The sequence below is a fragment of the Annamia dubia NIES-4383 genome (assembly GCF_055394725.1).
On the sequence record NZ_AP025630.1, the window covers coordinates 915,033 to 937,087 of the forward strand.

Genomic DNA, 22,055 nt, shown 5'->3' on the forward strand with positions numbered 1-22,055 from the left:
GATGCCCTCCCCCAAGGCTGGGGATGAGGGCAAATTTTTAAGCTAAAATAATTAACTGTTTTTCTTGTAATGATCGAGCTATTTCTATACTTAAATTTAATTCTTCTAAAATTGTTTTAAAAGTTTTTTGTTTAAGATTATTTTCATCACAAGCTTTTAATAAATTTAATTCATCTTCAGATAATTTAATAATTTGATAATCATAATTAAATAAGGTGTCATAGGGAAACCCATCCATACAGGGATGACGCTCAGGAATTGCATTTAAAAAAACTTGATCATCACACCAATTTTCTTTAATTAAAGGTGGTTTTGTTAGGAAAAATTCAAAGTGAGTTAGTTGGGGATCAAGTAATTCAATTAAACGATATTTTTCCCATTGATCAAGATTTTTTGAGCGTTCTAATAGTTCTTTATTATTACCAATTAATCTTTCTAAATTCCAATATTGGGGATTGGAAAAACCCACAAATTCTAAGCCTGAAGCATCAATTAATTCTTTCAAAGTTTTAATATTATAATCAAATTCTTGGGGATGAACATACATATCTGCAAAACATTCATCTCTTTGATTTTCTAAAAACCATTTTTTTTGTTCATATTTGACTAAGGGATTATCGTTAGGCAAAGTTGCAAAAATTTGTCGGCCAACCCTAACTCCATCAACATAATCGCCTTTTTTTTCTCCTTGTAATAAACCAATTGCTTCCTGCATTAATTGGATCGCCCATCGCCCTAATTCGGCATAAACAAAAATATGAAATAAACCTCCGTGAGCTAGTTTTTTTGCTAATGCTTGAATACCTTTAATTGGATCGGGTAAATGATGTAAAACTCCTACACAATTGATTAAATTAAATTCACCTGAAAGTTGATCAACTTGCTCTAAATTAAGGTGATGAAATTCTAATGATTTTGCTTTTACTCCAGACCTTCTACATCTTTCCTGAGCCACTTCTAAGGCTTTTTCACTTAAGTCTATTGCCACAATTTCAGCCTCTGGATTAAGATGAATTAAATAATCAGTTCCCGATCCTGTACCACATCCGGCATCTAAAATTCTAATATTATTAGAAATTGGTTTTTTTCCTGTACAAAAATGATGAGCACCGATCCAATTCCAACGCCAATTATATCCGGGGGGTGGCTCATCTATAAGGGGATCCGGCGGGAAAGGATAGGTATTATATAATTGTTGTACGGCTTTACTTTTTAAAGTTTGATCACTCATGTTAGTTTTCCTGATTGATGTTAATAATTAATAAAATACCTTAAAAGAGACTAAATTTTTCATTATTTATGTTTAAAATTTTAAAAGTTTGATGATTAATAACAAAAATAGAGTTACTTTTGTTAACAATCTATGGTAGTCTTAACATAAATCTTTGCCATAAATAAGCAATGACTAATGACCAATGATTAATAACTAATGAATTATTTTGATAGAATGTTTAACTTATGAATTTACAAAATGTCACTAAAAAATTGATTGGTTTAGGATTAATGTCTACTTTATTATTGAGTAGTTGTAATAATCAAATTTTCCCGTCAAAGTCTCAATCTAATAATAATCAAATTACTAATACTGAAAAAAAGAATAGTCAAATTAATATACAAAGTGAACTTACTAATAAACTGGAAAATCTACAACTAAATTTTACTAATTTTCGCACGGAAGTTGATCGTTTGAATGAAAATTTAGCTAAAATTGCCAAAAAACAAATTAAACAGGAATCTGTTAATTTTGTTAAAGTTAATCAATCTTCCGAAAAATTAAATCGTGCAATTAATGATTTACAAATTATTATAGAAAATAATCCTGTTAAGAATCAACTAATTTTAAAACAAAATTTAGTAGAAATAGAAACTTTTTTGGCTTCTATTAATAAAGTGATAAAACCTTTAAATAATGGTTTAGGAAAGTCCCAAGTTACTCAGGTTCAAAAATATCTTAATTTTTTTCCAAAAAGGGGACTTTCTTCTTCATTATACGGTAATTTTGGCCAAATAACTCAAATAGAAATAGCCAAATTTTTAAATCAAAAAAATCAAAATATCAGTCAAAATTTAACAAGTTTAGACTCGAATATTTTAGCTAAAAATACTTCAGTTATTGAAGTACCCTCCACCTCAGCAAATAACAATAATTTAGAAACTATAACCGAGGGCGAAAAAATTATTAATTTAGAACAAAAACAGAAAAAATTACAGCAGGATTTTAATAATTTTACCGATGATATTAAAACAAGTTTATTTGCTTTAATTGTTATTTTCTTTATTTTTATTTTATTAACTTCTATCGTTTTAATTTTGGTTATTTATAAGCCAATGTCAAGTAATTATGAACAAGAAACTAATCAAAAAAAATATAATTTTAAACAAATATTTTCCGAATATCAAAGTAAATTTCAAAAACAAGATCAACAAATTAATCAAATTAATCAATATTTGAATCAATTTGAGGGACAATTTAAACAAGTTAGTCAATATATTAATCAAATTGAACAGATTTTAATTAAACAAATGAATCAACGATTAGTTAATTTAGAAAATAGTCAAAAAATTAATTTAACTCATGCTAATCTAATTTCTTCTAATGTTAATCCTAATTTATCTAAAGGTTATAATTTATTAAATCCTGTGCCAACAATTAATCTTTCAAAGTTAGAAATTACTTCAGAAGAACAGTTATTAGAAAATTATAATAGTAATCAATTTAATCTATTAATTCCCCAAGTAGTTTTGTTAGCAGAAACCCTTAATACGATGAAGAAAAGGAGAGAAGGTAAAGATGTAATTCCTATTTTTGAAATTAATAAAAGTGGTGATTTCTGGTTAATTAATATTCAAAATAAATATTATCTTTTACCCAGAAATGACTTTCAACTTAATGAATTTTCTTATAAAGTTTTAACTGTTGTTTTTTCCTGTAATAATGATCAATTAAAATTCACTAAATTTAAGGTAATTAAACCTGCTGAAGTTATCAAAACTAATCAAGGTTGGGAATTAAAAGAACTGGGAGAATTACATTTTTATTAATAAACTATCTCCTTTATTTAATGCGTATTAAAATATTTATTAATACGATAAAAAATAGATGTTAGGAAAAATTGAGGTAATGCTAACATTCTATACCAACGATAAGGCTCTTTATATAAGCGATAGAGCCATTCTAAATTATTATTTCTGAAAAATTCCGGCGCTCTGATTTTTGCCCCTGACCAAATATCAAAACTGCCACCAACTCCCATCCATAAGGCTTCTGGGCAAAGATGACGATTTTGCTCAATCCAAAATTCTTGACGTGGAACTCCCAAACCCACTAAAATAATTTGGGGTTTTTCTCGTTCTAAATCTTTTAATAATTGAGTTTTTTCTTCTGAGTTTAAATATCCATTATATGTTTTAATATCCAAACTTTTAAATTTTTTAAGCCAATATTGAGATGCTTGATCAATAATTTCTTGTTTTGCACCATAAAAATAAATTAAATAAGGTTTCTGGGACTCTCCTGCTTGTCTTAAAAGAGATTCAGCTAGTTCAATTCCCGGACAGCGTGGGTGTTGATAGCCAAATAAACGTAAATAAAAAACGATTCCTGCCCCATCAGGGACTATTAAATCGGCTTTTTCTAAAATTTTGGCTAATTGTGAGTTATTTCGAGTTAACATAGCCATTTCAGCATTCAGAGTAACAATATGAGTGCCTTGATGAGTCTCTAGGCGTTGCCACAACCATTGGCTATAATTAGGAAGTAAATTAACAAAAGTGTTAAAAACAGGAATTTTCATAGTTTTTGATTAATCTCAATAAAAGTAATTTGAGTGGTTCTTATTTTATCGTAAAAGTTAATTTTTAATTGTCCACTGTTAATTGTCAATTGTCAATTGTTTAATATGATTTTATTACCTAGTTTGCCTTGTGATTTAAGTTTAATTCCCATTGATAGTTATTTAGTGGGAGGTGCGGTTAGGGATGCTCTTTTAAACAGAAAAAGAGACTATATAGATTTTGATTTTGTAGTCGCTACAAATGCCATTGAAACTGCTAGAAATATCGCCAAAATATATCGGGCTGGTTTTGTAGTTTTAGATCAAGAAAGAGCCATTGCTAGGGTAGTTTTTAAAAATGCAACTTTAGATTTTGCGCAACAGGAAGGTGAGACTTTAGAAACTGATTTAAAACGCCGAGATTTTACCATTAATGCCATCGCTTATCATCTCCATTCTGAAACAATTATTGATCCCCTTGGGGGCTTAAAAGATTTAAACAAAAAAATAATTAAAATGATTTCTTCTAATAATTTAGAAGATGATCCTTTACGATTATTAAGGGGTTATCGTCAAGCTTCCCAGTTAAATTTTACTATTGATCCTGACACAAAATCAACTATCAAAAATTTAGCTCATTTAATCAAAAATATTGCACCTGAAAGGGTACAAACCGAATTAAATTATTTACTAAAATCCCCCAACGGTACATCTTTTTTAAGGGAAATAATTAAGGATCAATTATTAGTAACTTGGTTAAAAAATATTAATTTTAATCAATTAGAAACTTTGATAAACATTGATCAATCTACTTTAGATTTAAGCAATCAATATTTAGATTTATTACCCCTATTAAATGAGGATCAATCTAACTGGTATCGTTTAGCTAAATTAGCTTATTTAGTATCGGATAATTTAATAACTGCCGAACAAGAATTAATGAGTTTAAAATATTCCCGTGCTGAAATAAAAATTATTTTAAATACTTTAAAATCTTTAAATATTTTACAACAATATGATAGACAACTAACCTTAAGAGAGCAATATTTTTTATTTTTAGAAACTCAAACAAGTTTTCCTATTTTAGCAGTTTTGGCTCAAGCTTTAGGCATTTCAAAAATAATTATTTCTCCTTTAATAGAGCGTTATTTTAATGTTCAAGATCCCGTTGCTCATCCTGTTAATTTAATTACGGGAAATGATTTAATTAAAGAGTTAAATCTTCAGCCTAGCCCCTTAATTAAACATTTATTAACGGAGGCGGCTATTGGCCAAATTGAAGGTAAAATTAAAACAAAAAAAGATGCTTTAAATTATGTTCAACAATTAATAATTTAATTTTAAACTTGATACATAAAATGAAAACTAGCCCAATGATTAACATTTAAAACATAACAATCATTGCCTAACTTAAATTGTTCTTTTTCATTTTTACTAGCTTGATCTAAATCTTGAAAAATTGCTTTAATAACTGTTAAAGGCTCTGTTAAAGCAATAAAACCACTTTGATTAAAGTTAGGTAATACTGATAAAGTATTAAGGAAAGGATCAGCAGAAAAAATCCCTTGGATGGTAATTAAATTTTTAGTTTGATCGTTAAGTTTATTAAGATTAAAGTTATTTTGACTTTTGAAAGAAGGAAGACTAATTTTAGTGCCTTTAGCTAACTCATAGATCTGCAAAAATTCTTCAGAATTACTATTTTTAGGATCAAGATTTGAGAAAATAAATATTTGTTGATGATCAAAAGCTATTAACAAAAAATACAAAGAAAAATCATTATTATTTTCAAAACTTAATTGAATTTCTGTATCTTTTATTAAATTAGGAATAGCCGTATCTTTAGGGTTAGTTTCTGTTAACTGAGGCGTGATAATATTAGGAGATAAACTTTTTCCCGTCTCTTTACTTAATAATAATTTTGTTTGTGGTTTAATTATTTCTAAAACTGCCGAAATTTTTAATTGAGAACTTCCCTCATTTTCCAATAATCTGCTAAATTTTTGAGCTAATAATAATTCAAAATAACTATTTAATTGATTAACGGTTGACTTAACGGTTTCATGAGCCATTGTTTTTAAATTTAAACCATTAGCAAAAGCTAAATTATAAGTAGAAAGATTGGGTATTATTTCTTCTGAAATATTAGATTTTTTTAAAATACAATCAATGGCTGTTTCCCCAAGATTAACGACAGTTGAAACACAATCTATATTAGTAAAAGAGCTAGTGGCATCAACTTTTTCAATCCGTGATAAACTAGGATCTAAACCAACAATTAAACTAAGATTAATCGGAATTATCCTTAATAATTCTCTCACAACTTGACCGGTTTTTAAACTATTTTGATCTATTAATTCGGGATTAATAATTTTAGCTTTTGCCGTTAAGCCATCTTTTGATTTAATTTGCAAGAAAATAGGGGAAACTTCCTTTAAATTGATGATAACAATACTATTAATTCCCCAATTATTAATGACAGTTTGAGGTAAACCAACTAACTTTAAAATAACCGTTTCTCCCCCATCTTCAAGAGAGGAAATAAAACCAATTCCCTCTTGATCTTTATTCGGTAAAAGAGAATAAAACCATTGGGGTTTTTGAGTTGATTTTACTAAAATTGGTTGTTGGGGAAAATCAAGATTATAAGACATTTTTTCCGTAATTTTTTTTAACCCAAAATAAATGGTACTCGGAGGAGTTATTTCCCATAAAAATTGGGTTAAACAATAGGTAAATAAACCGGCCGAAAATCCTTTAAACATTGCTTCAATGGCACAATTATTATGATCTGAAGCCTTTAAAATTGTCCCTGAATAATTACCTGAATAATTTAAAATTTTGCCATTTGTTAATTCTTTAATTTTTAATTTTAATTGTTCTTGAAAAGCTAATTCTTCAAGATTAGGAAATTTAGCTATTTCCCCTTGAGGAAAAACCCTTAAACGAAAATTTCCATTGAATAAATTACTTCCTAATTGATAACCCGTATCTAAAATTAAATAAGCAGAATTAGTTGATAAAGATCGAGACCATAAAATTAAAGTATCTTCTAAAATATCATTAACAATGGAATTATTTTTAGTAGAAACTCCCCCATCTATTGGCACTAAACTATTTAATAAAACGGAAGAATCAGGTAATAAAACTTGAGAGCCTAAACCGCTAAAATGAAATATTACAACATCATTTTCTTGAATTTGTTTTGATAAATATTCTTTTAATGCTATTTCAATATTTTCTTTTGTGGCGGCTTGATTTGTTAAAGTTAAAATATTACTTGATAGAAAACCAAAGCGATTAATTAATAATTCTCTTTGCATCTCTACATCAGTTAAACAGCCCTTGAGTGGATTATTTTGATATTGATTAATCCCCACTAATAAAGCCAATTTTCGAGAATTAGATTGAGCTAAAGCCTTGAGATAGGGTAAAGTTTTTAATGAGAAATGATCCATTCCTAGAGAGAATGTTAATAACCCTAAACCAGATTGTTCTAAAAATTTACGCCGATTGAGTCCCATTAAGCACCACCCCTTGATCTATTTATAATTATGCCTATTATACCAAATAATTATTGCTTCTCAGTACATTTTCAAAAGTAGAGAATTTTTGAAATTCCCTACTTTTGATCTGTGATCAATTGATAATTAACTTTAAGATTTTAAGTTTTCAATTATTGTTAATTGTTCTTGTTTTTTATGGGTAAATAATTTAAAGTAAGTGGAAACAAATAATTCTTTAAAGGGAAATAAAATAAAAGTAATTGGATTAATAGTTACAATTATATTTCTAACATCTCTTTTCGCTAAATTAACTATTTGTTTGCCCACCCAATCCGCTGACATAATTCCGATGGGATTTAAGTTACTTTTAAAAGGGCCTAAAATTAATTTTCTCATAATACATGGTGCATCTAAACGCCGCATCGTAATTAATTGTCCTAATGCCCTTTTACTTAATTCATATAAAGGGCTAAAAGATGGATTAACCTCGGCTTCTGATGTGTTGACCCAAATTTCTTTTGTTGCTTTTTGTTGATTAGTTTTGACTGTTTCAAAGAATAAATCTATCAATTTTAATTGGGAAAAAGTATTAATTTGATAGGAATTAATTATTGATTCCTGATCTCTTTCTTGATGTACATTAACACCATGATTGAGAATTAAAATATCAATTTTTTCTAGTTCAGAAATTAATTTTTGTTCTTGATTAATTTCCCAGTAAATAGTGGGAAATTTAACCATTTCTTCTTTAATTTTGACAGAAATTTCTCCTTGAGATGAAGTTAAAGCGATTACTTTTGCACCGTTAAGATGTAAATATTTAAGTAAGGCTTTTCCTAAACTTCCCGATGCTCCTGTAACGGCAATTTTTTTGCCTTTTAATGATAATGCTGTCCCCATAATTTGATCTAAAATGGTAAATGTGCCACAATAATAAGCGTTTTGATCATCAAAATGATGTCGCCAATGATAGGTACGATTAACTAAAAAATGAGAGGGAATTTCGTTAAATTGCCCTTGACGATGGGTAATATCTGTTAATTCCTCAACAAATTTTAAGCCCATTCCCCTCCCCATTGCCGAAAGTAAAAAGAATAATGTATAAATACTTCCGGTAAATGCAAAATAATAATGGGGAAAATGATAGAAAAATAATAAAATAACAGGTAGAAAGCTAAAAGCCAACATTACTAAGGCTTCTGGTACATCATTATACCAATGAGCCTGACTATAAATGGTATTATTAAGAGGCGTATAATCGGGGCGGAATACTCGGTGATGCCAGTTATGAAGTTTCATTAATGGCTTCCAATAATGGGCAAGGGTATGATAAGAGTCTCTGATCAATTCTACCCAAAAAATTGTTCCCACGGCGATCGCCACAAGAATTAAGATTTCTTTCATAAATGTTAGATTTAATAGTGTTAAAGTTATATTTATTACTTTACTCTATTTTTTAGAATATTTACTTATCAATTGATAATTGACAATTGACAATTTAAAGGGTAAAAATAAAAAGTTATGATATAATCAGATCAATTATTAAAAATTATGATAAAATATGAATCAAGAAATAGATAAAATTAATCAAGTACAAGAGCCAATTATTCAAGCTTCACCAGAAGTAAGGGCAATTATTCAAAAAGTTTTAAAATTAGAAAAAGATAAACTTTATCAAAAAAATTTACGTCATATTAATGATGATATTTTGAAAATTATTAAAGATGTTGTCAGATGAAATTAAAAACGATTCAACTTTGTAATTTTAGACAATTTTACGGTCAAACTCCCGTGATTGAATTGGCTTATCAAGAGCAAAATATTACGGTTATTCATGGCAATAATGGGGCGGGAAAAACGACTTTATTAAATGCTTTTACATGGGTATTATATGAAGAATTTACCCCTGCTTTTTCTACTTGCGAAAATTTAATTAATAAAAGAGCAATTTATGAGGTTAAAATAGGCACATCAGTAGAATGTTGGGTAGAAATTTATTTTGAACATGAGAATAAAAATTACCATTTAAAACGTCAATGTTATGCCTATCTTGATCAAAATAATCAAGTTCAACGTGGGGATAGTAAACTGTTTATGCTAATAGCTGGAGATGATGGCCGATGGAATCATCCTTTACAACAAGCTAATGATATTATTGAGCAAATTTTACCTAGTAGTTTACATCAATATTTCTTTTTTGATGGTGAAAGAATTGATCATATTTTTCGTGATGGGGAAAGGAATAATATTGGGGAAGATACGAAAGAATTATTAGGTGTTAAAGTCTTAGATCGGGGCATTGAACATTTAAAAAAAGCGAAAAAAAATTTACAAGATGAATTAAAAGAAATTGGCGATACCCAAACTAAAAAGTTATTAAAAGAGTTTAGTAATTTAGAAAATCAAATTGATAATTTAGTCCATAAACAACAGGAAATTGTTGAAAACTTAACGAATTTTGAACAGGAAAAAAAATTAATTTCTCAACGATTATTAGACTTAAGTGGCATTGAAGAATTACAACAATTAAAACAACAATTGGAACGTCAAGAAGCTACTTTACGTCAAAATTTATTCCAAAGTAATCGTCATTTAAAACATTTAATTTCTGGTCAAGGTTATGCTATTTTTACCGATCATTTAATTGAACAATTTAGAGAAATTATTGATCAATTAAGGGAAAAAGGTCAATTACCGAGCGGTATTAAACAACAATTTGTACAGGATTTATTAGAAAGTCAAATTTGTATTTGTGGCACTCCTTTATTAATGGGAAATGAGCCTTTTTTACAGGTACAAAATTGGTTAAATAAGGCAGGAATTGCTAATGTTGAAGAAGCAACTATTCGCATGGAAACAAAAGTAGTAGAATTGGAAAAACAAGGGGTTAATTTTTGGTTAGAAGTGGATAAAGAACAGGGAAATATTAGTCAATGGAGGAGGGAACTTTCTGTGATTGAAACTCAACTTGATGATCTTAAAAGTAAGTTTAGAAATTCTGATAATGAGGAGTTACAATCTTTACAAAAAAATTTGGATCAACTTGAACATAAAATTAAACATTTAACTTTAGATCAAGGTGCTAATCAACAAATGATCGAAAGTTATAGACAACAGTTAGAAAAGTTAAATCAAACTATTAGTAAACATCAATTAAAAGAGGAAAAACAATTATTAACTCAAAAAAGAATTAATCTTACTCAAGAAGCAATCGATCGAATGATTGAAGTAAGGAAAAGATTAGAAAAACAATTTCGTTTTTCCTTAGAAAAAAAGGTACAAGAAATCTTTGCTTCAATTTCCTTTACTCCCTATATTCCGCGCTTAAATGAAAACTATCAATTAAAATTAATTGAAAATACCTCTGGTATTGCCAATATGGTGGCCGCATCCACTGGAGAAAATCAAATTTTAAGCCTATCTTTTATCGGTGCAATTATTGATCGAGTCAGAGAATGGAGTCAAAAAAATACCTTAATTGGTATTGATAGTAGCACTTTTCCAGTAATAATGGATTCCCCTTTTGGCAGTTTAGATGAAATTTATCGCAGACAGGTAGCAAAATCTATGCCAAAATTAGCAAATCAGTTAGTAATTTTAGTTACGAAAACTCAATGGCGAGGGGAAGTAGAAACGGAAATTACAGATTATATTGGGAAACAATATGTGTTAGTTTATCATTCCCCAAAAGAAGATTGTGAAGAAGATTTTATTACTTTAAATAGGATAAATTATCCTTTAGTTAAACAAAGTAATAATCAGTTTGAATATACGGAAATTGTTGAGATTTAAAAACAGATTAAACCCTGACTTTTTAAGTGACAAACTGCCCTTAAAGTTAACAATCTTTTCGGACTCTTGATATTATATTTAGAGTTGAAAATCAAGAGTCAAAAAAGAGGGTTATTAATTATTAAATATCATAGAAAAGAACGGCATTTTTGGGCTTAACAAATACCTGTTGATCTGTTTTTAAATTAAGCTCATCAAAACGCTCTCGACTAATATTAACTAATACTAAATATTCATCAGGTAATTTTAATTCTGCTTGAACTTCTCGCCCTACATTAACTAATCTTTTAATTGTGGCGGGGGTTGTTGCTCCATTCCCATTTAATTCAATTTCTAAATCATGGGGACGCACAAAAACCTGTGTTTCTATCGGAGTTCCCTCTGAATTATTTGGTGTTGTTTCCAGATAATTACGAGATAATTGATGATGATGGGGTAAAATATTCACTTCACCAATAAAACTCATTACAAAGGGAGTGGCTGGGCGATCGTAAATTTCCGCAGGAGTGCCAATTTGTTCAATTTTACCCTTATTCATGACCACAATTTCGTCTGATACCTCCATCGCTTCTTCTTGATCATGGGTAACGAAAACGCTTGTTAAATGTACTTGTTCATGTAAACTACGCAACCATGTCCGCAATTCTTTTCGCACTTTGGCATCTAAAGCTCCGAAAGGCTCATCAAGTAATAATACTTGGGGTTGTACCGCTAAAGCACGCGCTAAGGCTACCCTTTGACGTTGCCCCCCTGATAATTGTGAGGGATAACGATTTCCTAATCCTTCTAATTGGATTAACTCTAATAACTCAGAAACTCGCTCTTTAATTTGTTTAGAGTCAACTTTGCGAATTTCTAAGCCAAAAGCAATATTTTGACGTACGGTGAGATGTTTAAACAGGGCATAATGTTGAAAAACAAAGCCGATATTACGTTTTCTAATATCTAAATGGGTGGTATCTTTGCCATTAACAATAATTGTACCTTCGTCCGGTTCTTCTAACCCTGCGATCGCCCTTAATAAAGTTGATTTTCCAGAGCCAGAAGGCCCTAATAAAGCGACTAATTTCCCTTCATTAACATCTAAATTGATGTTTTTTAATGCTTGAAAATTACCAAATTTTTTGGATACATTTTTAACAATAATACTCATATTCGTCAAGTAATAAGTAATCAATAATAAGTTTAAATATTTTGAAGAAAATTATAATTTGTGAATCAAATTAATAAGTTTAATCTACTGATAACTAATAACAAATAACTAATTTTCATCCCGTTTACTTAGATTAATTTTTCTTTCTAAAATTTCCTTACAAATTAAACTAAGAAAACCTAAAGAAACGAGCAAAACTGCCGAACTAAAAGCGGCCTCTGTTTGATAATTTTGGTAAGTTTGTTCAACAAAAATTGGTAAGGTTGAAGTTTTACCAATAATGCTTCCAGAAACTACTGCGACAGCCCCAAATTCACCCATCGCCCTTGCATTGGTTAATAATACACCATAAAGTAAGCCCCAACGAATATTAGGTAAAGTAACTTTCCAGAAAATTTGCCAGTCATTTGCGCCTAAAGTTAAAGCCGCTTCTTCTTCTTCTTTTCCGGCTTCTTCTAAGATGGGAATTACTTCTCTTGCTACGAAAGGAAAAGTAACAAAAATTGTCGCCAAAATCATCCCCGGAAGTGCAAAAATTACCTTAATATTTAGGTTTTCTAAAATAGGCCCAAACCAACCTAAACGCCCGTATAAAAGTACGATCATTAAACCTGCAACAACCGGAGAAACGGAAAAAGGCAAGTCAATAATACTCATTAATAATGTTTTTCCTTTAAATTGATTTCGCCCAATGATCCAAGCGGCACATAAACCAAAAATTGTATTTAAAGGAACAGTAATAAAAGCAATAATTACTGTTAATTTGACGGCTTCAAGAAAGGAATTACTTTTAATTACTTCTAAAAAAGGTTCAAAACCGTTATTAAATGCTTTATAAAATAAAGCAACTAAAGGAATAAATAAGATTAAAGATAAATAACCAATAGCAATAAATAATAAAAGTAGTTGAATTGGTTTTAATTGAAATATTTTAGTTTGCATAACGTCTGCCCCATTGTTGTAACCAATTAATAATTAATAACATGATTAAGGAAACTAACAGTAATACCGCCCCAATAACGGTAGCTCCTGTATAATCATATTGTTCTAATCTTTGGAATACTAAAACTGGGGCAATTAAGTCTTTAAAAGGAATATTAGAAGCAATAATTACCACGGAGCCATATTCCCCTACTGCCCTCGAAAAACCTAGAGCAACTCCTGTTAAAATAGGGGGAATTAATGGCGGAAAAATTACTCTCCAGAAAGTCTGAAATTGAGATGCACCTAGTAAATAAGAGGCTTCTTCTGCTTCTATTTCCATTTCTTGTAATACTGGTTGTAAGGTGCGAATAATGAAGGGTAAAGAAATAAAAAGCATCGCTACAAATACCCCTAAAGAAGTAAAAGATATTTTAATTCCAAAGGGAGTAAAAAATTGTCCGATCCAACCTTTTTCACTATAGGATGTAGCTAAAACTAAACCTGCTACGGAAGTGGGTAAAGCAAAGGAAATATCTATTGTTGCATCAATAATTTTTTTACCCGGAAATTCATATCTTACTAATACCCACGCAATTAATGTACCAAAAATACCATTAATTCCGGCGGCAAATAAAGCGGTAAAAAAACTAACTTGATAGGCAGATAATGCCATTTTATCCGTAGCAATACGCCAAAATTCACTAAATCCTAAAGTAGCAGATTTAGTAATTAATGCGGCAATTGGTAATAGTAAAATGAGGAATAAATAACTTAAAGTAACAGTCCAAGGCAGGGAAATATTTTTTAAAAAATTTCCTTTTTGCTTTGAATTAATCTTATTATTTGGTGTAACCATAAATGGGATTTTAAGTTTGAAATTAATCTCAAAGTTGAGCTAAGTTTGCTCAATTAATTCTAAGTTGCTTATGGTCAATTGTCAATTATTTAGTTATTTTTGATTAATGATCAATCATAAATAACTAAATTGTAGGTGGTGCAACTAATAAAAATTAAATCAGCGTTACACTGCCTACAGAATTTTTTTACATTCCATCGGCTTGTAATCGTTCTAAATTTAAAATTTCTATGCCAAATTCTGATAAATAAAATAAACCATCATCAATATTTTTTTTGTCGCCTTTGAGTAAAATTTCAAACCAACCATCACTATTCCCTTTTTGGGGTAAAAGTGCGGCTAAAATATTAACTTCTAATTGAAATTGTGATACTAATTTAAACAAGATTGAATCTTGACGATATTGGCGAGGTATTCTAATTTTTAATCTCGCTTCTTGAAGGTAATTTTTGGGTGCTAAAGTGTTTAAATTACTCATAGTTTTACTTAATAATTGATAGCTAATCTTTACTAATACTTAATATTAAATAACCGATAACTAATAACCGATAACTAATAAGAAATTATTAATTATTTACCTGCTTTTTGTAATATTTGATCAAACACTGCTCCATCATCAAAGAATTTCTTTTGAATACTGTCCCATCCTCCTAAATCTTTAACAGTAAATAAGGTTTTAATTTCAGGATATTTACTACTAAATTCTTTAGCAACATTAGAATCAGTTGGTCTGAAACCAGTTTCAGCAAAGATTCTTTGAGCTTCTGGGGTATATAAAAACTCGGCAAAAGCCTCAGCTACTTCCCTTGTGCCGTGTTTATCTACGTTTTTATCCACAATGGCGATCGGGTTATCAATGGAGATATTATAATCAGTTGGTACAAAGAAAGGAGATTTATCTCCTTTTTCCTGTGCCAATAACACCTCATTTTCATAATTCATTAATACATTACCCTGACCTTGTTTATAGAAAGCATCACTAGATTCTCTGGCATTTTTCGGTAAAACAGGGACATTTTTAAAAACTTTTTCTAAATAGGCAGTGGCATCTTGTTCATTGCCTCCGGCCTGGGTGACGGATCCCCACAGCCCTAGAAAATTCCACCTTGCGCCCCCTGATGTTTTAGGGTTGGCTGTGACAACCTGAATATTATCATTGGCCAAATCTTTCCAGCTAGTAAGCTTAATGCTATTATCTCTTGGCACAAGGGCAACCACAGACTTTACAATAATGGACTCATTGGGAAATTCTTGCTCCCAACCCGCATCAATTAAACCCGCTTTTTCGATTTCTTTAGTGTCTAAAGCGAGGGCAAGGGCTACTACATCAGCCTCTAAACCGTCAATCACAGCACGAGTTTGTGAGCCTGATCCCCCGTAACTTTGTTCAAATGTAACTGTTTGTCCGGTTTCTGACTTCCATTTTTCGGCGAATAAAGGGATAATTTTTTCGTAGGCACTCTGAGTTACAGCGTAGGAAACTAAGGTTAATTTTACTTCCTTGGGTGCTGTAGTTTCAGATGTGGTTGTTTGTTGTCCGGGTGTTTCCGATGTTGGTGTTTGATTACTGTTTGAAGGTGAACAACCTGCGATCGCCACAGATAATCCAAGACCCAATAAAGATAATTTCCAACCGAGTTTAGCTTGTAACATAACTTTTATTTGTTTTAAATATAAATTGTCATGCTATTTTAATCTAAAGTGGAAATGAATTGCAAGACATCTACAATACATTTTTAAATTAACTTTGATTTTTCCCTATCTGTGTAATGATAAAGAATAGATATTACGGCAGATACGGGAATTTTGGACAGATGGCTAAAGCAGAAACAAAAAATAAAAATAATCTCATTCAAGAACTAATACAAAAAAACTATCTTTTTCGAGGTTTAGAGGAGGCTTGGCTTAAAGAGTATTTAGAGCCTCATAATCTAAAAATTGAGAAATTATTTTCTAATCGTCCCATCTATACGGCTTTTTTACCAGATGAATATTTAGATAGTCTTTATGTAGTTTTAACAGAGGGTTTAGTAATTGCTCGAAGTACCCCTTTAGATCGAATTATGAGTATTACTTACCCCGGAAGTTGTTTTGGCATGAGGAATTTAGCTTTTAGTTATGGTTTAGCTTTCCGTGCCTTTCCCACTTCAGTCGAAGCCTATAAAACGACTCATGTAGTCAAAATTCCAGTCACAATAATTGAAAAATTATATAATGATAGTGATTTATTTCGTGAGCGTTATCGTTTATTATTTGAATTAAGATTAAAATTTGAATATCATTTATTAAATTGTAGTACCTATCCACCCCAAGCGGTAGCCTCATTATTAAGAGCTTTAATCTATCAAGAAAGGGAATTAGGAAATCAACCCCAAGCACAGCAAGCCTATGAGTTTGATTTACCTGTAGATATTATTGCTAGAGCTTGTCAACTCAATCAACGCACGGTTGAACAGGTTTTAAAAGGAATGCAACAAAATAAATTATTAGAGCATAATAGTAGTAGTGATTTAATCCAAATTAAAGATACAGAGGGATTAAAAGAGGTTTATAGTACAACAAGGGATAAAGTCTCATGGTGGCCATTGCGTTAATCAGTAAAAACTGTGTAAAGCTTTTAAAATCTCACGGGAACTTTATTTTGCTGTAAATAATCTTTAATTTCCGCCACAGTCAACTGGCCATAATGTAATAAAGAAGCAAGTAAAGCCGCCTCTGCCTTACCTTGAGTCAAAGCTTCATAAATATGATGGGTATTTCCTGCGCCACCTGAAGCAATAACGGGAATTTCCACTTGTTGCGCAATAGTGCGAGTTAACTCTAAATCATAACCGGCCTGCGTACCATCCGCATCCATACTGGTAATTAATAATTCTCCCGCCCCCCTTTTTTCCATTGCGATCGCCCATTGAACAGCATCAATACCCGTATTTTCACGCCCACCGCGCACATACACATCCCAAGCCAAATGATCCCCCTGTCTGCGTCTTGCGTCAATCGCCACCACAATACATTGTTGACCAAAGCGATCGCTTGCGCGGTTAATAAAATCAGGATTTTTCACAGCAGTAGAATTAATACTAACTTTATCAGCCCCGGCGCGTAATAATTCCTTAATTTGATCCAAATTATTAATACCACCGCCCACCGTCAAAGGGATAAAAACCTGTTCAGCCGTACGATAAACCACATCTATCATAATTTTACGGTCTTCATGGGTAGCCGTAATATCTAAAAACACCAATTCATCAGCCCCTGCATCATTATAAGCTTTCGCTAATTCTACGGGATCACCTGCATCTTTCAAATCCACAAAATTAACACCTTTTACAACCCGTCCGGCGTTAACATCTAAACAAGGTAAAATTCTTTTAGCTAACATAATTTTTTAAATTTTTAAACTTAAGATTTTTATTATACCTGAACCTGCAATGCTCATTTTAGGAAAAATAGAGGATAACCCCAATTTCCCATCAATTATTTTAAAAATAAATGGCTGTAGAGACGTTTGCTCAAAGTCTCTACAAATTTAAAAACAATTACGGAAGCCAAGGATATTGACGAAAATCAGGCTCTCTTTTTTCTAAAAAAGCTTGTTTTCCTTCCGCTCCCTCTTGGGTCATGTAATATAATAAAGTAGCATTTCCCGCCAATTCCTGTAATCCGGCTTGACCGTCACAGTCAGCATTAAAAGCCGCTTTTAAACAACGGATCGCCAAAGGACTTTTTTGTAAAATTTCCCTTGCCCATTGGATCCCTTCTGTTTCTAATTGTTCAATGGGTACAACCGTATTAACTAAGCCCATCTCTAAGGCCTGTTGAGCGTTATATTGACGGCATAAAAACCAGATTTCCCTAGCCTTTTTCTGCCCTACGATGCGCGCTAAATAACTAGAGCCAAAGCCACCGTCAAAACTGCCCACTTTAGGGCCAGTTTGACCAAAAATAGCATTATCCGCCGCAATAGTCAGATCACAGATTAAATGTAATACATGACCACCGCCGATAGCATATCCCGCCACCAAGGCAATGACCACTTTAGGCATGGATCTAATTAAACGCTGTAAGTCTAACACATTTAAACGGGGGACTCCCTGATCATCAATATATCCGGCCTCCCCTCGAATACTTTGATCCCCACCTGAGCAAAAAGCATATTTCCCATCGCTGTGGGGGCCTGCCCCTGTAAATAAGACCACTGCGATCGCTTGATCTTCCCTCGCATCACAAAAAGCATCATAGAGTTCAAATACGGTTTTGGGACGAAAAGCATTTCTCTTATGGGGACGATTGATCGTAATTTTGGCGATCCCATCCCATTTATGATAGAGAATGTCCTCATAATTTTTCACCACTTGCCAATTAATTTCCATAGATATTCCTCAATCTAATAAAAAGATCACAATTGAATAATTTACCGCAAAATCTTAAGTAATTCTTAAGAAATACTTAAATGATTTGTAACAGTATGTTAAGCTATGGATTAAGTTTATAATGTTAAACTTAATTAAGTATTTTTTTATTTTATTAAGACATCAAAAAATGATGAGATCAGATGTCTAAATAGGATTAAATCAATAGGGATCAAGAAAAAAACTTTATTTTTAATGTTCAAACTTGAAGATACAAAGAAAAAGTGTTTTTTAACTTCAAATTAGATCATAATTTTGGCAAAAAATTAATTTTTTCTTAATCTTTGTTAACATTTTTAAATGTTTCTTAACTTTCTTGATTTTCTCAACTTTTTTTTCAAGTTTTAAGCAAAAATTAATCAAATTTTGATCAAATTTTATTCATAATGATAGAAAATTTACAAATGAACCATAGACAAATAATTCATTGTCCTAATTGTGGCAATTCTGCTCACAAAAGTGAGATTCCACATCAAAATTTAATTTCGATCGATTGTCCTAGTTGTGATTATTTAATCATTCGTTGTCCTTATAGTGCTAAAGTTTTAGAAGCTTATGCTCCCGGACTCAAAATGAGGAAATAATCAACCATAATGGACAGTGGACAATGGACAATAAAAAAATCAATTGTCCATTGTCCACTGTCCATCTGATGAGCCAAAACTAAATAATTATTAATAGTTTTTTCTTGAAAATTAACAACAAAATTAATTAATTATTTAATAATGAAATTAAGCCCCATTAAAGAACTATCAATCAAACTTTTTAAAGCATAATAATCACTTCTTTCTCTACCTAAATCTAAATTTAGCCTAAGTTATTGTAAATAATATTGTAAATCCAAAATCTTAACTATTTAATGTTATTAGATTATAACCTCAACTGAAAATAAAGAACCTTGTCAATTGTCCATTATCCATTGTCAACTGATCAAAAGCTAGACAAATTAATTAATCTCAATCATAATAAAAAGAATAATTTTTTTGTTTAACCTCAATCCGCCGTAAATATGACAAGCGAGGAACAGCTTACAATTATAGAACCGATGGATCAAGCCTTAAAACGGGCTTATCAGGCTTCTATTGAATTAGAAAAAATCAAGGGATCACAAAGAAGTCATGGCATTTGTTTGATGGCTAAAGGTTTAGAAAACGCCTTTGATGATATTTTAGAAGCCAATACTTTAGATTTAGAAATGAGTCGGGAAATGGCTGTGCCTGATTTAATTTTGAGTTGGTTAAAACTCACTCCCGAAAGGTTAGAAAGTGTGATCGAGTTGCTTTATCATCTTAAAGAATTATCGGATCCGATCCAGCGTTTAATGAATGCCCCCTATCAACTTCAACCTTCCCAAACCTATTGTCAGTTGATGCCTTTAGGTGTGATCGCTTTTATTTATGAGGCTTTTCCAGAGTTAAGCGCGATCGCCGCTGGATTTTGTTTAAAAACGGGGAATAGTCTAGTTTTAAGGGGTTGTAATGAGGCCAGTCACTCTAATGAAATTATTGTTAAAACCCTCAAAAATGCCCTTGAAGAAGCGGATTTACCCTCTGGTAGTATTGAGATGTTATCCTGTGAAGATCATACCTCTATTGAAGAATTAGTCAAACAAGATCAATATCTTAATTTAGTTATACCCTACGGTAGACCTAATTTAATACAACAAGTAACCCAACTTTCAAGCGCTCCAGTTTTAAAAACAACGATGGGAAATTGTTATTTATATTGGTCAGCAAGTGGTGAAATAGAGTTAACTAGATCTATTATTTTAGATAGTCATAAAAGTCAACCGGATCCCGTCAATGCGATCGAAAAAGTATTAATTGACAGTAATCAAAAATCATCAAATTTGAGCCGTTTATTTAGTAGTTTGAAAGAACAAAATTTTAAATTAAAAGGAGATGAAATCTTAGTTAAACAATTTCCTGAATATTTAAGTTTAGCCGATATTTCTGAATGGAATAATCCCTATTTAAGAAAAATTATTGCCTTTAAAACAATGGATAATCTTCACGAAGCCATTAATTTTATTAATCGTAATAGTAGCGGCCATGCTGATTGTATTATTACCGAATCATATCAAGAAAGTCGTCAATTTGCGATGGGTTTAGATAGTGCTTTAGTATATATTAATGCTTCGCCACGTTTTTGTCGTAATCAAGTAGAAGGAGAATCTATTTTTCTAGGAATGTCCAATCAAAAAGGTTATCATCGGGGTTTAATTGGCCTAGAAAGTTTTATGACCCTTAAACAAATTGTACAAGGAAATATTCATTAACAAATAATCAACAATTAACAATTGACAATTAATTATCTTTACTTAAAAGTAGAAGATTAGAAATATTGTCAATTGTCAATCATCAATTATCAACTGTCAAAGATCAACTCAACAAGTGCTATAACTAACTGGAAAACTTTATTTTTTCGGAGAGAGTAACATAATCATATTACGACCTTCTTGTTTGGGAAATTGTTGAACTTCTGCTACTTCTTCTAGATCCTTAGCCATCCGAGTTAATAATTCTTTTGCTAAATGAGAATGTTGAATTTCTCGCCCCCGAAAGTTAACAGTTGCCTTAACTTTATCTCCAGCTTTCAGAAAACGAATAGCGTTTTTAATGCGAACATTATAATCATGTTCTTCAATTTTATAACGCATTTTCACTTCTTTAACATCAGCCGTATGCTGTTTTTTTCTAGCTTCTCTAGCTTTTTTCTCTTGTTCAAACTTATATTTACCGTAATCCATGATACGGCACACAGGAGGAGTGGCTTTATCACTGACTAAAACCAAGTCTAATTCTTGCTCTTGAGCCATTTTTAAAGCTTCAGGGGGAGTCATAATTCCTAACTGCCCATTATCAGAGTCAATGACACGGATTTTAGGAAAACGGATTCTTTCGTTAATTTGGGGTAAATCTCTAGGAGGTCTTTTTTTATCTCTCACAGGCGTATGATTGAAATTGAATGAAAATTAAGTAAATAATAAGTGGATAATAAATTAAAAATGATTTTTGGTGTACTTGCCATTATAAGACCATTAATTAAAATCTGTGCAGAAATATTAACTCTCCTTTACATTTGTTGTTTGACTTCCTTTTTTTTAACAATATCTTTTACTAAGCAAAAAATCTCTTAAGTAGTCTAATGACATCTCCCATACTTAGATCTCCGCCACCATCAGCAATGATTTGATCCAATAATGAATTGTCGACTAATTGGAAAAAAAGAAGACCTAAAGGTACTAAACTAGGTAATATTTGTTTAATTATGTTTGCGTCTAAACCAGTCCGATCAGCTGCATTTTGACATACGTCTTGTTCGATCTGTGGTGAAAACAGGGAACCAACAGCTTCACTGTTGGGGCGATTCCCCCCATATTGATTCACTAAGGAATGTACTTTTTCAGATACCTCATCAGTTTGTTTTTCTTGTAAAGATAAGCAAATCTGTTTACCAACTATTGACAAAATTGATTCTACCGTTGTGGGATCCATTCCCACAACCATAGATATCTGCTGGATTGATGCAACAAGATCCCTAAATGAACTTTGATTCTGTATGATACGTTCATTCTCTATGATAGAATTAAGAACTAGGCTATTAAATTCCATTTGACTGAGTTTGCTTTTATGTTAA

Annotated in this window: 20 protein-coding genes; 7 read left to right on the forward strand and 13 right to left on the reverse strand. The window is 31.2% G+C overall.

The features are described 5' to 3' along the window. Positions 1-37: 37 nt before the first annotated feature. Positions 38-1,231, reverse strand: coding sequence for a class I SAM-dependent methyltransferase (locus tag Anndu_RS04245; protein WP_464103176.1), 1,194 nt, complete (start codon positions 1,229-1,231; stop codon positions 38-40). A gap of 227 nt (positions 1,232-1,458) precedes the next feature. Here Anndu_RS04245 and Anndu_RS04250 point away from each other — a divergent pair, with 227 nt between their 5' ends. Continuing rightward, the gene (locus Anndu_RS04250) at positions 1,459-3,042 is read left to right on the forward strand and encodes a hypothetical protein (RefSeq protein WP_464103177.1); all 1,584 of its coding nucleotides are present in this window, start codon (positions 1,459-1,461) and stop codon (positions 3,040-3,042) included. Positions 3,043-3,059: 17 nt separating this feature from the next. Here the strand turns inward: Anndu_RS04250 and Anndu_RS04255 are convergent, their stop codons facing one another. Further along, entirely contained in the window at positions 3,060-3,794 is a 735-nt protein-coding gene (locus tag Anndu_RS04255; RefSeq protein ID WP_464103178.1) for a WecB/TagA/CpsF family glycosyltransferase, read from the reverse strand. A gap of 105 nt (positions 3,795-3,899) precedes the next feature. Here Anndu_RS04255 and Anndu_RS04260 point away from each other — a divergent pair, with 105 nt between their 5' ends. After that, positions 3,900-5,111 (forward strand): tRNA nucleotidyltransferase/poly(A) polymerase family protein, encoded by a 1,212-nt coding sequence (locus Anndu_RS04260; RefSeq protein WP_464103179.1) that lies wholly within the window; start codon positions 3,900-3,902, stop codon positions 5,109-5,111. Positions 5,112-5,113: 2 nt separating this feature from the next. Here the strand turns inward: Anndu_RS04260 and Anndu_RS04265 are convergent, their stop codons facing one another. Continuing rightward, positions 5,114-7,297: a caspase family protein gene (locus Anndu_RS04265; RefSeq protein ID WP_464103180.1), complete on the reverse strand. Its 2,184-nt coding sequence runs from the start codon at positions 7,295-7,297 to the stop codon at positions 5,114-5,116. Between the two features lie 132 nt (positions 7,298-7,429). After that, the gene (locus tag Anndu_RS04270; protein WP_464103181.1) at positions 7,430-8,683 is read right to left on the reverse strand and encodes a bifunctional sterol desaturase/short chain dehydrogenase; all 1,254 of its coding nucleotides are present in this window, start codon (positions 8,681-8,683) and stop codon (positions 7,430-7,432) included. Between the two features lie 157 nt (positions 8,684-8,840). Here Anndu_RS04270 and Anndu_RS04275 point away from each other — a divergent pair, with 157 nt between their 5' ends. Beyond that, positions 8,841-9,017, forward strand: a complete 177-nt coding sequence (locus tag Anndu_RS04275) for a hypothetical protein (RefSeq protein ID WP_464103182.1) — start codon at positions 8,841-8,843, stop codon at positions 9,015-9,017. Beyond that, positions 9,014-11,071, forward strand: a complete 2,058-nt coding sequence (locus Anndu_RS04280; protein ID WP_464103183.1) for an AAA family ATPase — start codon at positions 9,014-9,016, stop codon at positions 11,069-11,071. Before Anndu_RS04275 ends, Anndu_RS04280 begins: the two co-directional genes overlap by 4 nt. A 121-nt stretch (positions 11,072-11,192) precedes the next feature. Here Anndu_RS04280 and Anndu_RS04285 read toward each other — a convergent pair whose 3' ends face one another. The 5 genes from Anndu_RS04285 to Anndu_RS04305 form a co-directional block, all read right to left on the reverse strand. Continuing rightward, on the reverse strand, positions 11,193-12,224 hold the full coding sequence (locus Anndu_RS04285) for a sulfate/molybdate ABC transporter ATP-binding protein (protein ID WP_464103184.1): 1,032 nt from the start codon (positions 12,222-12,224) through the stop codon (positions 11,193-11,195). Positions 12,225-12,332: 108 nt separating this feature from the next. After that, positions 12,333-13,166 (reverse strand): sulfate ABC transporter permease subunit CysW, encoded by an 834-nt coding sequence (gene cysW / locus Anndu_RS04290; protein ID WP_464103185.1) that lies wholly within the window; start codon positions 13,164-13,166, stop codon positions 12,333-12,335. Continuing rightward, positions 13,156-14,004, reverse strand: coding sequence for a sulfate ABC transporter permease subunit CysT (gene cysT / locus Anndu_RS04295; protein ID WP_464103186.1), 849 nt, complete (start codon positions 14,002-14,004; stop codon positions 13,156-13,158). The genes cysW and cysT overlap by 11 nt, the downstream gene beginning before the upstream one ends. 187 nt (positions 14,005-14,191) lie before the next feature. Further along, a complete protein-coding gene (locus Anndu_RS04300) occupies positions 14,192-14,482 on the reverse strand; it encodes an NIL domain-containing protein (RefSeq protein WP_464103187.1) in 291 nt (96 codons plus the stop codon). Between the two features lie 92 nt (positions 14,483-14,574). After that, the gene (locus Anndu_RS04305; RefSeq protein ID WP_464103188.1) at positions 14,575-15,657 is read right to left on the reverse strand and encodes a sulfate ABC transporter substrate-binding protein; all 1,083 of its coding nucleotides are present in this window, start codon (positions 15,655-15,657) and stop codon (positions 14,575-14,577) included. A 161-nt stretch (positions 15,658-15,818) separates the two neighbouring features. On the opposite strand from Anndu_RS04305, the gene Anndu_RS04310 reads away from it, so the two are divergent. After that, on the forward strand, positions 15,819-16,598 hold the full coding sequence (locus tag Anndu_RS04310; protein ID WP_464103189.1) for a Crp/Fnr family transcriptional regulator: 780 nt from the start codon (positions 15,819-15,821) through the stop codon (positions 16,596-16,598). 23 nt (positions 16,599-16,621) lie between these two features. On the opposite strand, the gene hisF is transcribed toward Anndu_RS04310, so the two are convergent. Together hisF and menB are read right to left on the reverse strand one after the other, a co-directional pair. After that, entirely contained in the window at positions 16,622-17,386 is a 765-nt protein-coding gene (gene hisF / locus Anndu_RS04315) for an imidazole glycerol phosphate synthase subunit HisF (RefSeq protein ID WP_464103190.1), read from the reverse strand. A 157-nt stretch (positions 17,387-17,543) separates the two neighbouring features. Continuing rightward, positions 17,544-18,377, reverse strand: coding sequence for a 1,4-dihydroxy-2-naphthoyl-CoA synthase (menB, locus tag Anndu_RS04320; protein WP_464103191.1), 834 nt, complete (start codon positions 18,375-18,377; stop codon positions 17,544-17,546). A 443-nt stretch (positions 18,378-18,820) separates the two neighbouring features. Here menB and Anndu_RS04325 point away from each other — a divergent pair, with 443 nt between their 5' ends. Continuing rightward, positions 18,821-19,000: a replication restart DNA helicase PriA gene (locus tag Anndu_RS04325; protein WP_464103192.1), complete on the forward strand. Its 180-nt coding sequence runs from the start codon at positions 18,821-18,823 to the stop codon at positions 18,998-19,000. A 425-nt stretch (positions 19,001-19,425) separates the two neighbouring features. Next, the gene (locus tag Anndu_RS04330) at positions 19,426-20,694 is read left to right on the forward strand and encodes a glutamate-5-semialdehyde dehydrogenase (RefSeq protein WP_464103193.1); all 1,269 of its coding nucleotides are present in this window, start codon (positions 19,426-19,428) and stop codon (positions 20,692-20,694) included. A gap of 138 nt (positions 20,695-20,832) precedes the next feature. On the opposite strand, the gene infC is transcribed toward Anndu_RS04330, so the two are convergent. Further along, entirely contained in the window at positions 20,833-21,363 is a 531-nt protein-coding gene (gene infC / locus Anndu_RS04335; protein WP_464103194.1) for a translation initiation factor IF-3, read from the reverse strand. A 172-nt stretch (positions 21,364-21,535) separates the two neighbouring features. Beyond that, positions 21,536-22,030, reverse strand: a complete 495-nt coding sequence (locus Anndu_RS04340) for a hypothetical protein (RefSeq protein ID WP_464103195.1) — start codon at positions 22,028-22,030, stop codon at positions 21,536-21,538. Positions 22,031-22,055: the final 25 nt, after the last annotated feature.